The following is a 15279-nucleotide window of genomic DNA, read 5'->3' on the forward strand; positions in this document are numbered from 1 at the left end:
GTGCGGGCTGAGGGAGTGGCGGGGATGGCGGGGACGGCGGAGGCAGTGCGGGCTGCGGGGGCGGCGGGGCCTGTCGGTGGGCACCGATAGCCTCACTGGAGTGTCAGCCCGCATCACCGATCCGGAGGAGCTCAAGGAACTCCTCGGGATCCCGTTCACCCCGGAGCAGGTGGCGTGCATCACCGCACCGCCCGCCCCGCAGGTGATCGTCGCCGGGGCAGGCTCCGGCAAGACCACGGTGATGGCCGCCCGCGTCGTCTGGCTGGTGGGCACCGGACAGGTCGCGCCCGACAGGGTGCTCGGCCTCACCTTCACCAACAAGGCCGCCGGAGAGCTGGCGGAGCGGGTCCGCAAGGCCGTCGTCACGGCGGGCATCGTGGACCCGGACCCGGATCCGGGCGCCGCCGAGGAGGCCGCGGGCGAGCCCGCCATCTCCACGTACCACGCCTTCGCCGGACAGCTGCTCAAGGACCACGGGCTGCGGATCGGCCTGGAGCCGAGCGCCCGGCTGCTCGCCGACGCGACCCGCTTCCAGCTCGCCGCCCGCGTCCTGCGCGCCGCCCCCGGCCCGTATCCGGCGCTCACCCGCCCCTTCTCCGACCTGGTCACCGATCTGCTCGCGCTCGACGCCGAACTCGCCGAGCACCTGGTCCCCGCGGGGCGGCTGCGGGCGTACGACACCGAGCTGCTGCGGACGCTGGAGGGGGCCCGGCTCAGCAACGAGGCGCTGCGCAAGGTGCCCGAGGCCGCCCGCGCCCGCCAGGAGCTGCTGGGCCTGGTCGAGGCGTACCGCGAGGAGAAGCGCCGGCGCGATCTGCTCGACTTCGGCGACCAGATCGCCCATTCGGCCGCCCTCGCCCTCGACCACCCGGAGGTCGGCCGGATCCTGCGCGAGCAGTACGCGGTCGTCCTCCTCGACGAGTACCAGGACACCTCCGTCGCCCAGCGGCTGCTGCTGTCCGGTCTCTTCGGCGGCGGCACCGGACATCCCGTCACCGCCGTCGGCGACCCCTGCCAGGCCATCTACGGCTGGCGCGGCGCCTCGGTGGCCAACCTGGACGACTTCCCCGAACACTTCCCGCACGCCGACGGCCGCCCGGCGCGGCGCTTCGCGCTCAGCGAGAACCGGCGCAGCGGCGGCCGCCTCCTGGACCTCGCCAACGGGCTGGCCGCCCCGCTGCGCGCGATGCACGAGGGCGTCGAGGCACTGCGCCCCGCGCCCGGCGCCGAGCGGGACGGGACGGTGCGCTGTGCACTGCTGCCCACCCACGCCGAGGAGCTGACCTGGCTCGCCGACTCCATCGCCCATCTGGTGCGCACCGGCACCCCGCCCGGTGAGATCGCGGTCCTGTGCCGTACCGCCGGTGACTTCGCGCAGATCCAGGGCGCCTTGGTGGAGCGTGACATTCCGGTGGAGGTGGTGGGCCTGTCGGGGCTGCTGCACCTGCCGGAGGTCGCCGATCTGGTGGCCGTCTGCGAGGTGCTCCAGGACCCGGGGGCCAACGCCGCGCTGGTCCGGCTGCTCACCGGGCCGCGCTGGCGGATCGGCCCGCGCGACCTCGCGCTGCTCGGCCGCCGCGCCCGCGCGCTGGTCTCCCACGGCGGCCCGGACGGGGAGGACCCGGACCGACGGCTCGCCGAGGCCGTCGAGGGCACCGACCCCTCCGAGGTGATCTCCCTCGCGGACGCCCTGGACACCTTCCTGGAGGCGGGCGGCGGCCCGGACGACGGGCTGCCCTTCTCGGCCGAGGCACGGGTGCGGTTCGCCCGGTTCGCCGCCGAACTCCGCGAACTGCGCCGCTCGCTGGCCGATCCGCTGATGGACGTGTTGCACCGGGTCCTGGCCACCACGGGCCTGGAGGTCGAACTGTCCGCCTCACCGCACGCCCTGGCCGCCCGCCGCCGCGAGACGCTCGGCAACTTCCTGGACGTCGCCGCCGCCTTCGCGGGCCGGGAGGGCGGCGCGGCCGTGGAGGGCGAGGCCACCCTCCAGGGCTTCCTCGGCTTCCTGCGCACCGCCGCCCAGTACGAGAAGGGGCTGGACAACGCCCTTCCCGGCGGCGAGAACACGGTCAAGGTGCTCACCGCCCACAAGTCCAAGGGGCTGGAGTGGGACGTGGTGGCGGTGCCGGGGCTGGTCGCCAAGCAGTTCCCGAGCGAGCAGTCCCGCGAGTCCTGGACGGCGAACGCGAAGGTCCTGCCGCACGAGCTGCGCGGGGACGCGCGGACCCTCCCGGACGTCACCGCCTGGGACAGCAAGGGGATCGCCGCCTTCAAGGACGCCATGAAGGGCCATCAGCGGACCGAGGAGCTGCGGCTGGGCTATGTGACCTTCACCCGGCCGCGCTCGCTGCTGCTCGGCTCCGGCCACTGGTGGGGCCCCACCCAGAAGCGGCCGCGCGGCCCGTCCGCCTTCCTGGAGGCGCTGCGCGAGCACTGCGAGGCCGGTTACGGCGAGGTCGAGGCGTGGGCGGAGCCGCCGCAGGAGGGCGCCGAGAACCCGGCCCTGCGGGAGGCGGCGGCCGACCGTGCCTGGCCGCTTCCGCTCGACCCGGCAGCCCTGGACCGCCGCCGCCGCGCCGCCGATGTGGTGCTCGCCCACCTGGCGCGCATCGAGACGGCCGGGGAGGGGCCGACCACGCACGCCGGGGGCCTTCCCTCGGCGGCTGGGGGCCCGTTCCCGGCGCCCCCGGAGGATCCGGGGCCTCCGGGCCCCTCGGCGGGCCTGGAGCCCCCGGACGACCTGGAGCCGCCGGAGCACCCGGACGACCCGGAGTGGCCCGAGCCGCCGGACGATCCTTACGAGGACCCGTATCCGGACGAGGGCCTGTACGGCGACGCGCCCGGCGGCCCGTACGGGGAGGACGCGCCCGGCGGCCCGTACGACGGCGGCCCGTACGGGGCCGCGCACCAGGCCGACGCGCCCCAGGACGCGCCTCACGGTGACGCGCCTCACGGTGACGCGCCTCACGGCGTCGCGCCTCACGGCGTCGCGCCTCACGGCGTCGCGCCTCACGGCGTCGCGCCTCACGGCGTCGCGCCTCACGGCGTCGCGCCTCACGGCGACGCCCCGCACCCCACCGGGCCGCACTGCGCGCCGGACCCCGGTGTGCCCGACATCACGCCAGGGTCGGCCGACGACGGGCTGGCGCCCGAGGAGGCCCGGCTGGTCGGCTCCTGGGACCGAGACCTCGACGCGCTCGCCGGTGAGCTGCGCCGCGCCCGCGAGACCGTGCACGAGGTGCCCCTGCCGGGCACGCTCACCGCCTCCCAGCTGCTGCGGCTCGCCGCCGACCCGGACGGCTTCGCACGGGAGCTGGCCCGCCCCATGCCCCGGCCGCCGCGCCCCGCGGCGCGGCGCGGCACCCGCTTCCACGCCTGGGTCGAGTCGCGCTTCGAGGCGCTGCCGCTGCCCTTCCTCGGCCCGGACGAGTTGCCGGGCGGCGAGGACGACGAGCCGGAGATCGCCGACGAGCGGGAGCTGGCCGCGCTCAAGGAGGCGTTCGCGCGTACGCCGTACGCCCGTCGCACCCCGTACCGCGTGGAGGTGCCGGTCCAGCTGACCTTGGCGGGCCGCATCGTCCGAGGCCGGATCGACGCGGTGTACCGCGAGCCCGGAGCGGGCCCCGACGGCGGCCCGCGCTACGAGATCGTCGACTGGAAGACCGGCCGCTCACAGAACGCCGACCCGCTCCAGCTGGCCGTCTACCGCCTCGCCTGGGCCGAACAGCACGGACTGCCCCTGTCGGCCGTCACGGCGGCCTTCGTGTACGTACGCAGCGGCGAGGTCGTCCGCCCCGCCGGGCTGCCCGGCCGGGCCGGGCTCGAGCGCGTCCTGCTCGGGGAGACGGGCGGCGGAACGGACGACGCGACGGACGGCGGAAGGGAGGGCGGAACGAGCGGCGGAACGGACGGCGCGACGGACGGCAGAACCGAGGGCGGAACGAATGGCGGAACGGGCGGCGAACCGGAGGACCGGAACACGGGCGCGACCGGAAGTGACCGTATCGACGCCGCAACCGTAACCGAGAGCGAGCGCACATGAGCGCCTCGGAGGCCCCCGCCCTCGCTCCGTCGCGGGCCGGATAGGCTCACACGCATGAGCAACACCCCGGACACGGACAACGCCGTCCGCGCCTATGTGGACGGTCACCGCGCCGCCTTCCTCGACGAACTCTCCGCGTGGCTGCGCATCCCGTCCGTATCCGCCGACCCCCTGCGCGCCGCCGACGTCCGGCGCAGCGCCCGGTGGCTGAGGGACCACCTGGCCGCCACGGGGTTCCCGGTGGCTGAGATATGGGACACACCCGGTGCCCCGGCCGTGTTCGCCGAATGGCCGTCCGGCGATCCCGACGCCCTTACGGTGCTCGTCTACGGCCACCACGACGTCCAGCCCGCCGACCGCGGGGACGGCTGGCGCACGGACCCCTTCGAGCCCGTCATCGAGAACGGCAGGCTGTACGCCCGCGGCGCCGCCGACGACAAGGGGCAGGTCCTCATCCACACCCTGGGGCTGCGGGCACACCTGGCCGCGACCGGCCGCCGCGCGCCCGCGGTGAACCTCAAGCTGCTGGTCGAGGGCGAGGAGGAGTCCGGCTCCCCGCACTTCCCCGAGCTGCTCCGCTCGTACGCCGGCCGGCTGGCCTGCGACATCGTGATCGTCTCCGACACCGGGATGTGGTCCGAGGACACCCCGACCGTCTGCACCGGGATGCGGGGCCTCGTCGACTGCCAGATCGACCTGTACGGCCCCGACCAGGACATCCACTCCGGCTCCTTCGGCGGCGCGGTCCCCAACCCGGCCACCGAGGCCGCCCGGCTGGCCGCCGCGCTGCACGACGCCGACCGCAGAGTGGCGATCCCTGGCTTCTACGACGGTGTCGTGGAGCTGACCGAGCGTGAGCGCGAGCTCTTCGCCGAGCTGCCCTTCGACGAGGCGGACTGGCTGCGGACCGCGCATTCCCGCGCCACGCTGGGCGAGGCGGGCTACTCCACCCTGGAGCGGATCTGGGCCCGTCCGACCGCCGAGGTCAACGGCATCGGTGGCGGCTACCAGGGACCGGGCGGAAAGACCGTCGTACCCTCGGCCGCCCAGGTGAAGCTGTCCTTCCGGCTGGTGGCCGGCCAGGAGGTGGAGAAGATCCAACTGGCCGTGCGGGACTGGGCAGCCCTCCTGCTCCCGGCCGGTATCCGCCATGAGATCACCTTCGGGGGCGCCACCCGCCCCTGTCTGACCCCGCTGGACCACCCGGCGCTCCAGTCGGTCGTCCGCGCCATGGGGCGCGCCTTCGGCCGGAAGGTCCGCTTCACCCGCGAGGGCGGATCGGGCCCCGCCGCCGACCTCCAGGACGTCCTCGGTGCCCCGGTGCTCTTCCTGGGCATCTCGGTGCCGTCCGACGGCTGGCACGCGCCCAACGAGAAGGTCGAGCTCGGCCTGCTCATGAAGGGCGCCGAGACGGCCGCCCACCTCTGGTGCGACCTCGCGGAGAATGGACGGTAAAACCTCGCTCATGTACGTAGACCACCCGTTGCACAGGGGGAGTTGGAAGCAGCCGTGACCACCTGGACCGACCGCGCCGCCGACCGGCCGATCACGCTCAGCGCCCCGAGCGGTATCGACCGCTCCGCGCACCACCGCTTGGACGAGGCGTGGCTGGCCGCGGCGTGGAGCCACCCGACGACGCGCGTCTTCGTGGTCTCCGGAGGCCAGGCCCTGGTCGACGACGCCCCGGACGGCCGCACCGAGCTCGTCATGACCCCGGCCTTCGAGGCCCCGCCCACCGAGAACCACCGCTACTTCCTGGGCACCGATCAGGAGGGCGTGCGCTACTTCGCGCTGCAGAAGGACTCCCTGCCGGGGCGGATGGACCAGTCGGCACGCCCGGCCGGGCTGCGCGAGGCGGGCGTGCTGCTGTCCGAGCGCGACGCGGGGCTGCTGGTGCACGCGGTCGCGCTGGAGAACTGGCAGCGGCTGCACCGCTTCTGCTCACGCTGCGGTGAGCGCACGAACATCGCGGCGGCCGGCCATGTCCGCCGCTGCCCGGCGTGCGGCGCCGAGCACTACCCGCGGACCGACCCGGCCGTGATCATGCTGGTGACGGACGAGCGGGACCGTGCGCTGCTGGGGCGCCAGGTGCACTGGCCGGAGGGGCGCTTCTCGACGCTGGCGGGCTTCGTGGAGCCGGGCGAGTCGATCGAGCAGGCCGTGGTCCGCGAGGTGGCGGAGGAGGCGGGTGTCGAGGTCGGCGAGGTCGAGTACGTGGCCAGCCAGCCGTGGCCGTTCCCGTCCAGCCTGATGCTGGGCTTCATGGCGCGGGCCACGTCCTCCCGGATCCAGGTGGACGGGGAGGAGATCCACGAGGCGCGCTGGTTCTCCCGGGACGAGCTGCGGGCCGCGTTCGAGTCCGGGGAGGTCCTGCCTCCGTCCGGTATCTCGATCGCGGCCCGGCTGATCGAGCTCTGGTACGGCGAGCCGCTGCCGCGAGGCTGACTCAGCGCCCGACCTTGGCCTTGACCTGGGCCAGGGAGGGGTTGGTCAGGGTCGACCCATCGGGGAAGAGAACGGTGGGCACCGTCTGGTTGCCGCCGTTCGCCTTCTCGACGAAGGCCGCGGACTCCGGGTCCTGCTCGATGTTGATCTCGGTGTAAGCGATCCCCTCGCGGTCCATCTGCCCCTTCAGCCGGCGGCAGTAGCCGCACCAGGTGGTGCTGTACATCGTCACAGTGCCGGACATCGGTCTTCGCTCTCCTCGGGGTCGTGGGGGTGGGCAGAAGGTCAACGCTCACCTTCCCCCGGTGATTCCCGGCGTTCATACGACCATCAGGCCATGGCTGTGGACAACCGGCACGGGCGTCCCAGGGGACCTGGCAGCATGGCGGGGTGACTGCAGCAACGTCCTCCACTCTGTTCCCCCAGGGCTCCACGCCAGGCGCCTACGCGGCCACGCCGCGTGACGCCGACGCGGTGCTCGACGGGCTCGACCCCGAGCAGCGCGAGGTGGCGACGTCCCTGCACGGCGCGGTGTGCGTGCTGGCCGGGGCCGGCACCGGCAAGACCCGCGCCATCACCCACCGGATCGCCTACGGGGTGCGCGCGGGCATTCTCCAGCCCGCCAGTGTGCTGGCCGTCACCTTCACCAACCGCGCGGCGGGGGAGATGCGCGGCCGGCTGCGGCAGCTCGGCGCGGGCGGGGTGCAGGCGCGCACCTTCCACTCGGCGGCCCTGCGTCAGCTGCAGTATTTCTGGCCCAAGGCGGTCGGCGGCGAGGTGCCGCGGCTGGTCGAGCGCAAGGTGCAGCTCGTGGCCGAGGCCGCCGCGCGGTGCCGGGTCCGGCTGGACCGCAATGAACTGCGGGACGTGACCGGCGAGATCGAATGGTCGAAGGTCACCCAGACCGTGCCGGAGGACTATTCGGCGGCCGCCGCCAAATCCGGCCGGGAGGCCCCGCGCGACGCCGCCGAGATCAGCCGGATCTACGCCACCTATGAGCAGCTGAAGCGCGACCGCGGGGTGATCGACTTCGAGGATGTGCTGTTGCTCACGGTCGGTGTGCTCCAGGAGCGGCCGGACATCGCCGATCAGGTGCGCCGCCAGTACCAGCACTTCGTGGTCGACGAGTATCAGGACGTCAGCCCCCTCCAGCAGCGGCTGCTGGATCTGTGGCTCGGCGACCGGGACAGCCTGTGCGTGGTCGGCGACGCCAGCCAGACCATCTACTCCTTCACCGGCGCCACCCCCGACCATCTGCTGAACTTCCGCATCCGCCACCCCGGGGCCACCGTGGTCAAGCTGATCCGGGACTACCGCTCCACCCCACAGGTGGTGCACCTGGCCAACGGGCTGCTCTCCCAGGCCCGCGGCCGGGCCGCCGAGCACCGGCTGGAGCTGGTCTCCCAGCGGGAGGCGGGCCCCGACCCGGTCTACGCCGCCTATGCGGACGAGCCGGCCGAGGCCGAGGGCACCGCCCGCCGGATCCGTGAGCTGATCACCCCGGTCGAGCAGGGGGGCGGCGGCGTCCCGGCGAGCCAGATCGCGGTCCTCTACCGGGTCAACGCCCAGTCGGAGCTGTACGAGCAGGCGCTGGCCGACGCCCAGGTGCCCTATCAGCTGCGCGGCGCGGAGCGGTTCTTCGAGCGGCCCGAGGTGCGCGAGGCGGGGCTGCTGCTGCGCGGCGCGGCCCGCGGCGGAAGCGCCGACCCGGCCCTGGCGGACGCGGACATCCCTTCCCAGGTGCGGGCGGTGCTGGGCACCCGTGGCTGGACGGCCGAGCCGCCGGCGGGGTCGGGCGCGGTGCGGGACCGCTGGGAGTCCCTGGCGGCCCTGGTGCGGCTCGCCGAGGACTTCGCGGGGAGCCGGCCCGGGGCCACGCTCTCCGATCTGGTGGCGGAGCTCGACGAGCGGGCCGCGGCGCAGCACGCCCCGACCGTCGAGGGGGTGACCCTCGCCTCGCTCCACGCGGCCAAGGGCCTCGAATGGGACGCCGTCTTCCTGGTCGGCCTCACCGAGGGCATGATGCCGATCACGTATGCCAAGACGGAGCAGCAGATCGAGGAGGAGCGTCGGCTGCTCTATGTGGGGGTCACCCGCGCCCGCCGCCATCTGACGCTTTCCTGGGCGCTTTCCCGGGCTCCGGGCGGCCGGGCCTCCCGCCGCCCCACCCGCTTTCTCAACGGGCTGCGGCCGGGCTCCCAGGCCCTGGGAGCCCGCACTCCGGGCGGGTCCGGGGGGATCGAGCGCGGGGCTGCGGCCCCGGGCGGGGGCGGCGGGGTGCGCAGGCGGCGCGGCCCGGTCCACTGCCGGGTGTGCGGCCGGGCGCTGACCGACGCGGGCGAGATGAAGCTGATGCGCTGCGAGGGCTGCCCGTCCGAGCTGGACGAGGCGCTCTATGAGCGGCTGCGCGACTGGCGGGCGGAGCAGGCGGGGCTGCTGGGGCAGCCGGCCTACTGCGTGTTCACCGACAAGACGCTGCTCGCGATCGCCGAGGCCGTTCCGGGAACCGAATCGGAGCTCGCCGGCATCTCCGGTGTCGGAAGACGGAAACTGGACCGGTTCGGAGCCGACGTTCTCGCGCTGTGCGCGGGCCGGGAACTGCCCTCGGCACAGGACGGCGAGGGGGACGACGGCGCCGGAGGAAGCCATTCGGGTGACCCTTGGCAAAACTCGACGGAAAAATAGTTTGCGCGCGTGGAGGCCATACCCATAGCCTTCCGAGCACGGAGACAACGCCCCTTCCGGGAGCCGAGGATTCCGTGTTGTACTGAACACCCGGACTGGTTTGGACCGGTCCCTGAGACGCCGAGAGGAGGCGGAGACCAATGATCAGCTTCATCAACACCATCAAAATGGCCGATCGCTCGGTCGTCGCCACCTGCCTGCTCGGTTCCGCGCTGCCTGGCACCGGTATGCCCGGCGCCAATGAGGCGCGTCTCAGCGAGCGACCGATCCAGGCACCTGCGGTAGCAGCAGCGGCACAGGCAATCGCCTATGCCTTCGCGGCCAATGGTGCCGAATCCCGGGCGACGCAGCAGCACCACAAGACGTGGGCCTTCCGCAGGCTCGAACCCTGGAGTTATCCAGCCTGATCCAGGATCAGGTCGGCACCTTCCAGGGCCGCGGAACCCACACCGGGATCCGCGGCCCTTTTGATTTGCCAAAGCCCGGCCAACAGCCGGACCGAAGAGACGAGGAACACACACCGTGCAACTCAACGCACCTGCCCCGTCCGCATCGACCGACCTGAACCGCCCGCCTGACTCCTCGGAGGACTCCTTGACCCCGCTCACCGCCCTCACCGAACTCGATGACGCCATCGAGAACCTGGGCGTAGCCGTTCCGTGCCGCTCGTACGACCCGGAGGTCTTCTTCGCCGAGTCCCCGGCCGACGTGGAGTACGCGAAGTCGCTGTGCCAGACCTGCCCGCTGCGTGAGGCGTGCCTCGCCGGGGCCAAGGACCGGCGTGAGCCCTGGGGCGTCTGGGGTGGCGAGCTCTTCGTCCAGGGCGTGGTGGTGGCCCGCAAGCGGCCCCGTGGCCGCCCGCGCAAGAACCCGGTCGCGGCATGAGCACCATCGGCACCATCGATCGCCCCGCGACGCACGACCCCATGAAGCAGGTTCCGACGATGACCCCACCGGTCTCCGAAACCCCCGCACCCGATACCTCCGGCGCGCCCGAGTCGCGCCAGAACAGGAACCGAGAGATGCAACTCATCCAAGAAGCCCTGGCGCGTGCGCATATGCACGACCGGCTGCACGAAGCCGAGTCCGAACGGAAGGCCGTTCGGCTCGCCGCCGCCCGCCGGATGCAGCGCCGCGCGGAGCGTGCCTCGCTCCGCGCCCGCCGCGCCCTGGCCATGGCCGTCATGCAGTGACCAGCTGCGGCATCGGCCAGACGCAGGGCTGCTGATACGAATACGCACCGACAAGGTCGCACGCCGACCCGTCGCGCGACCCCGGGGGCCGGTCCGATCGGACCGGCCCTTCGGCTGTCCCGGAGCAACCGCCCGCCGGGCGAGCGCCGCCCGGCGGCAGCGGCACGGCGGCAGAAGCCCGGCCGGGCGGGCGCGGGGTCAGGCCGAGGTCTCCGCGGCCTCGGCCCCCTGCGCGGCACGGTCCCCGGCCCCCGGTATGGCGCGGTCCTCGGTTCCCTCAGCGGCGCGGTCTCCGGGCCCCTGCGCGGCGTGTTCCCCGGTCCCTTCTTCCGCGGCCCCTTCCGCGGCGCGGTCCTCGGGGGCTTCCTCAGCTCGGTTCCTGGCGTCGGCTTCCTCGGTGCGGCCCCCGACATCGGCCTTCTCGGCCCGACCGCCAGTGTCGGCTTTCTCGACATGGACTCCGGCGTCGGCCTTCTCGGCGCGGTCCTGGGTGCCCTGCCCGGCGTCGGCGTTGTCGGTGTCTTCCCCGGCGCGGCCCTCGGCGTCGTCCTCGGCGCTGTCCGAAGTGCTGTCCTCGGCGCGGTCGCCGGGCTCCGGGTCCTCGGCGAAGCCGGGGACCCACTCCTCGAGCTCGTCCCGCATCCGCACCGTGGCACCCAGCTGGCACAGCACCCCGATCGTGCTCAGGGTCACCCGGTGGATCAGCAGATAGGCGGGCGGCAGATTCAGCTGATTGCCCAGCTCATAGACGGGGGAGCGACGATCGGCCATCCGCGCCGCCTGGCTGCGCAGCCACTGCCGGTCGAAGACGAATGTGTCGGTCTGTGCCGGTTCGAGCATCGGCAGCAGGAAGTCCAGCAGATCGTCGGGGTCGATCTCGACCGTCGGCTTGACGAACCCCTCGTCGCGCATCAGCTCATAGACCCCCGTGGCGTCGCCCTGGAGCGCCATGCGCAGCGCGATGCCGATGGGCTCCGGAAGCCCTTCCGGGAGCCGGTTCACCGAGCCGAAGTCCAGGACCCCCAGCCTCCACTGCTCCGGCGGGCCGTCCGGGGCGTTCCCGGTCAGCAGGCGGAAGTTCCCCGGATGCGGATCGGCGTGCAGCAGCCCGGTGCGGGACGCTCCCGAGAACAGGAAGCGGGCCAGCAACTGCCCGGCGCGGTCCCGTTCCTCCTGCGTGCCGTCGGATATCACCTCGGAGAGCGGTATCCCGTCCAGCCATTCGGTGATCAGTATCTGATCGCTCTGGTGCACCACCTCGGGCACCACGATCTCCGCGTCCTGTGCGTACTCCTCCACGTGGGCCCGCTGGGACGCCGCCTCCAGTTCGTAGTCCAGCTCCTCGGCGACCCGCTCGCGCAACTCCGTGATCAGCGGCTTGACGTCCAGCCCCGGCACCAGCGGTCCCAGCACCCGGGCGAACCGGCTCAGCTGGTTGAGGTCGGACAGCAGCGCCTCGCCCGCGCCCGGGTACTGCACCTTGACCGCCACCGTGCGCCCGTCGTGCCAGACCGCCCGGTGCACCTGCCCGATCGAGGCGGCCGCCGCGGGCTTGTCCTCGAACTCCTGGAACAGCTCCGGCCAGTCCGGCCCCAGCCGCTCCTCCAGCGCGGCGTGGACCGTGCGTGTGGGCATGGGAGGGGCCGCTTCCTGGAGCTTGGTCAGGGCCGCCCGGTAGGGCTTGGCTATCTCCTCCGGGAGCGCCGATTCGAAGACGGACATGGCCTGTCCGAGCTTCATGGCCCCGCCCTTGAGCTCGCCGAGGACCTTGAACATCTGCTCGGCGGTGCGCTGCTGGACCTCGCGTGCGACGATCTCCGCCGGCCGTCCCCCTATCCGCTTCCCGAGCCCCCACGTGGCGCGCCCCGCGAATCCCAAGGGCAGCGCCGCCAGTTTGGCGGTACGGGTGATCGCCTTGCGCGGCAGATCGGTCATGCGCCCCTCCAACTACAGCCGTGCCATCCCGGAAGGTGGCTCCCGGGCCCCCGTCGCCCACTCCGCGGACGTGGGTCACCCGGACATTGTCGCGTGCGATGCCTCTGCGGCCGAGGCACATACGGCATCCTCCTCCCCGGCCGCCCCGCAGCCGCATCCGGGATGTGCTTCGACCGGACGCGCCTCCCAGACGAGGGAGGGCAGGGCCAGCTCCCACCGGACACCCACGCCCCCGGAAGGCCGCCCATCGAGGAAGGCCAGCGCCTGCACCGCCGCGAACCCCGCCACCACCATCGCCAGCGCCGCGTCACAGGCCGGGGCGGTCCGGCGGCGCCCGGACCGCCACTGCGCGAGCATCCGCGGCCAGGCGGGCTCCCGCTCGGCACGGCCCGCCGCGGCGCAGCCCGCGCAGGGCGTGATGCCCGGTGCCACCAGCGGCCCGACCACCCCCGTGGCCTCGATGACTCCCGCGTAGAGATGGGGTGTCCCGGAGGCAAGCAGCGGCTCGGCCTGCTCCGGATCCGGTGCGTAAGCGGCGAGGCCGTCGCGCGGGGCGATCACCACCAGGGCCAGCCCGGACTCTCCTGAGGAGGTGCGCTGCCGCGCCGGCCGGCGCGGCAGCGGGCCGGGTGCGGCCCGTCGCACCGCGCGGCGCGCGGCCACATCCCGCCGCTCCCCGATCTGTTCGGCCGACAGCCCGCCGGGAGCCACATCCCAGGGCTCGACACAGCCCCCGTCCACCACATCGACCTGTCCCACCCCCGAGGCCGACAGCACGGCGGCGACCGCCGCGCCGACCCGCCCGGCGCCCCGCACCTGAACCCGTGTCGCCCGCCGTGCGGCGAGCAGCCGCGCAGCCGCCCCGGGCTCGGGGTGCAGCACCGACAGCGATCCCGCGTCCGGCCGCAGCCGGTCCAGGGCCGCGGCGGGCTCACCGCCGTCCCTCGGCTCGTCCAGCAGGCCGGCCGCCGCCAGCCGGTCCACCAGTGCGTCCGCCCGCCCCTCCGGCAGTCCGATGGCTCGGGCCTCCTGCCGCAGCAGCGGCAGCCCGCGGGTGCCGTCCAGCAGCTCCAGAAAGCTGCCCGTGGCCGTGTCCACCGGCCCCATCACCACCGCATGCGCTCGGGCCACCCCGAACTGCACCGTGTCCCGGCTCCGCCAGCTCCTCCGCAGCGCGGGCTTGAGCATGGGATGCATCGCCGTCCCCCCGTCAATGGTCTGTGTCCGTGTACTCCGGCTATTGGCTGATCGTTCTGGTTCGTCATGAGATGTGCGGGTCCGGTTCCGTCGAACCGCCCTCAGCATGCGGGTCGGCGCCGGAGGTCCGCAGCGCGTTGTCCACAGGCGGTGGAATAAGTCGTACAAGCGACGCCGTACAAGCGACGCCGTACAAGCGACGTCGCACAAACGCCGGTCGTACAAGCCGTGCACACCCTGGAGTGGTTCGGTCCGCAACCAACGTGCGGGGCGGGACTTCCCCGGCTGCCAGCGGGTAACGTCGGGGCGTGCCCGCCGATCCGTCCCCTCGCACCGCAGGAGAGAGCCCCTCGCGCAGCGCCGCGAGCGCACCGCGCACCGTCCCGGGCCCGCAGAGCCGGGGCTCGGGCGCGAGTGCCGTGGAGGTCCGCCGGAGCACCCGGCGGCGCAGGACGGTCTCCGCCTATCGCGAGGGCGACCGCACCATCGTCCTCATCCCGGCCCGGATGTCCGAGGCGGAGGAGCAGCGCTGGGTGAGCGTCATGCTGGAGAAGCTGGCGGCGCAGGAGAGCAAGCGGATGCTGGGCGACGCGGAGCTGGCCGCCCGCGCCGAGCTGCTCTCCGGTCAGTACCTGGGCGGGCGGGCAAGGCCCGCCTCCGTCCGCTGGGTCACCAACCAGAACACCCGTTGGGGGTCGTGCACCCCCGCCGAGGGCAGCATCCGGCTCTCGCACCGGCTCCAGGGCATGCCGGAGTACGTCGTGGACTATGTGCTCCTCCATGAGCTGGCCCATCTGCTGGTGCCGGGGCACGGCCGGCGCTTCTGGCAGCTCCTGGAGGCGTATCCGCGGACCGAGCGGGCGCGGGGCTATCTCGAAGGGGTGGTCGCCGCCCAGCGGTTGCCGCACCTTTCCGGGCCCGGGGACGACCAGCCGTAAGGGAACCGCGTCCGCGCTCCCCGGCGTCGCTCATAGTCGGCGCCAGCGGCTAGCCTGGCGCGCAACAGACGCACCGGTATCGGGATGGGGGACGGTCCTCACGTATGGCCAGGGAATTCCAGCGGGGCCACAAGGCCAGGATCAGTGATCTGACGGCCGGGAGGGATCTGTACGTCGGGGTGCGGATCGCCGGGCCCGGACTGACCCTCGACATCAGCTGCTTCGGCCTCGATGCGAACGAGCGGCTGTCGGACGACCGCTACTTCATCTTCTACAACCAGCCGAAGTCCCCTGAAGAAGCGATACAGCAACTCGGGGCGCAGGCCGGTGACACGGACTCCTTCCGGGTCACGCTCGACAGCATCCCGCCCGCCATCCAGAAGCTCTCCTTCACCGCGACCATCGACGGCGCGGGGCAGATGTCGCAGATCGGCCCCGGCTACCTCCGGATCGTCGCGGGTGGCGAGGAAGTGGCCCGGTACTCCTTCACCGGCTCGGAGTTCAGCACCGAACGCGCGGTGATGCTCGGCGACTTCTACCTCAAGGACGTCTGGCGGTTCGCCGCCGTCGGCCAGGGCTTCGACGGGGGGCTGGAGGCGCTGCTCAAGAACTTCGGCGGTGAGGTGGCCGAGGAGGAGCCCGCCGAGCCCGCCCCCGCGCCCGCCCAGGGCGCCGCGCCCGGTTTCGCTCCGCCCGGCCAGGCGGCCCCCGTCCCGGGTTTCGCACCCCCCGCCGCGACCCCTGCCCCGGCCCCGCCCGCACCGCAGCCCGCCCCCGCCTTCGGCGCCCCCCAGGCGACGCCGCCTCAGGGACAGCCTCCCCAGACGATGCCGCCCCAGGG

At 73.4% G+C, this 15279-nt stretch carries 11 protein-coding genes and 1 pseudogene; 9 read left to right on the forward strand and 3 right to left on the reverse strand.

The features are described from left to right. Positions 1 to 100 precede the first annotated feature (100 nt). Genes AXW62_RS30815 through nudC form a run of 3 tightly spaced genes read left to right on the forward strand, consistent with a single transcriptional unit; the run spans position 101 to position 6490 of the window. The gene (locus tag AXW62_RS30815) at positions 101 to 4045 is read left to right on the forward strand and encodes an ATP-dependent DNA helicase (protein WP_252368801.1); all 3945 of its coding nucleotides are present in this window, start codon (positions 101 to 103) and stop codon (positions 4043 to 4045) included. Positions 4046 to 4099: 54 nt separating this feature from the next. After that, positions 4100 to 5500: a M20/M25/M40 family metallo-hydrolase gene (locus AXW62_RS30820; protein WP_060947398.1), complete on the forward strand. Its 1401-nt coding sequence runs from the start codon at positions 4100 to 4102 to the stop codon at positions 5498 to 5500. Positions 5501 to 5554: 54 nt separating this feature from the next. Next, positions 5555 to 6490: an NAD(+) diphosphatase gene (gene nudC / locus AXW62_RS30825; RefSeq protein ID WP_030822923.1), complete on the forward strand. Its 936-nt coding sequence runs from the start codon at positions 5555 to 5557 to the stop codon at positions 6488 to 6490. Position 6491: 1 nt separating this feature from the next. On the opposite strand, the gene AXW62_RS30830 is transcribed toward nudC, so the two are convergent. Further along, positions 6492 to 6734, reverse strand: coding sequence for a mycoredoxin (locus tag AXW62_RS30830; protein ID WP_030822926.1), 243 nt, complete (start codon positions 6732 to 6734; stop codon positions 6492 to 6494). A 146-nt stretch (positions 6735 to 6880) separates the two neighbouring features. Between AXW62_RS30830 and AXW62_RS30835 the strand changes: the two genes are divergently transcribed. From AXW62_RS30835 to AXW62_RS30850, 4 genes are all read left to right on the forward strand, one after another. Further along, on the forward strand, positions 6881 to 9175 hold the full coding sequence (locus tag AXW62_RS30835; protein WP_060947399.1) for an ATP-dependent DNA helicase UvrD2: 2295 nt from the start codon (positions 6881 to 6883) through the stop codon (positions 9173 to 9175). 140 nt (positions 9176 to 9315) lie between these two features. Continuing rightward, the gene (locus AXW62_RS30840) at positions 9316 to 9582 is read left to right on the forward strand and encodes a hypothetical protein (RefSeq protein ID WP_060947400.1); all 267 of its coding nucleotides are present in this window, start codon (positions 9316 to 9318) and stop codon (positions 9580 to 9582) included. A gap of 115 nt (positions 9583 to 9697) precedes the next feature. Next, positions 9698 to 10060: a WhiB family transcriptional regulator gene (locus AXW62_RS30845; RefSeq protein WP_030822932.1), complete on the forward strand. Its 363-nt coding sequence runs from the start codon at positions 9698 to 9700 to the stop codon at positions 10058 to 10060. Next, positions 10057 to 10368 (forward strand): putative WhiB-interacting protein, encoded by a 312-nt coding sequence (locus tag AXW62_RS30850; protein WP_030822935.1) that lies wholly within the window; start codon positions 10057 to 10059, stop codon positions 10366 to 10368. Before AXW62_RS30845 ends, AXW62_RS30850 begins: the two co-directional genes overlap by 4 nt. A gap of 534 nt (positions 10369 to 10902) precedes the next feature. Here the strand turns inward: AXW62_RS30850 and AXW62_RS30855 are convergent. Together AXW62_RS30855 and AXW62_RS30860 are read right to left on the reverse strand one after the other, a co-directional pair. After that, positions 10903 to 12303 (reverse strand): annotated as a pseudogene (locus tag AXW62_RS30855) (ABC1 kinase family protein); the annotation flags it as partial. 75 nt (positions 12304 to 12378) lie between these two features. After that, positions 12379 to 13500: a ThiF family adenylyltransferase gene (locus AXW62_RS30860; protein WP_060947402.1), complete on the reverse strand. Its 1122-nt coding sequence runs from the start codon at positions 13498 to 13500 to the stop codon at positions 12379 to 12381. Between the two features lie 308 nt (positions 13501 to 13808). On the opposite strand from AXW62_RS30860, the gene AXW62_RS30865 reads away from it, so the two are divergent. Beyond that, positions 13809 to 14438 (forward strand): M48 metallopeptidase family protein, encoded by a 630-nt coding sequence (locus tag AXW62_RS30865; protein WP_030822943.1) that lies wholly within the window; start codon positions 13809 to 13811, stop codon positions 14436 to 14438. A 104-nt stretch (positions 14439 to 14542) separates the two neighbouring features. Then, positions 14543 to 15279 (forward strand): TerD family protein (locus tag AXW62_RS30870; RefSeq protein ID WP_169808185.1); only part of this gene is annotated, 737 nt, incomplete at its 3' end.

The organism is Streptomyces hygroscopicus subsp. hygroscopicus (genome assembly GCF_001553455.1).
GTDB lineage: Bacteria > Actinomycetota > Actinomycetes > Streptomycetales > Streptomycetaceae > Streptomyces > Streptomyces hygroscopicus.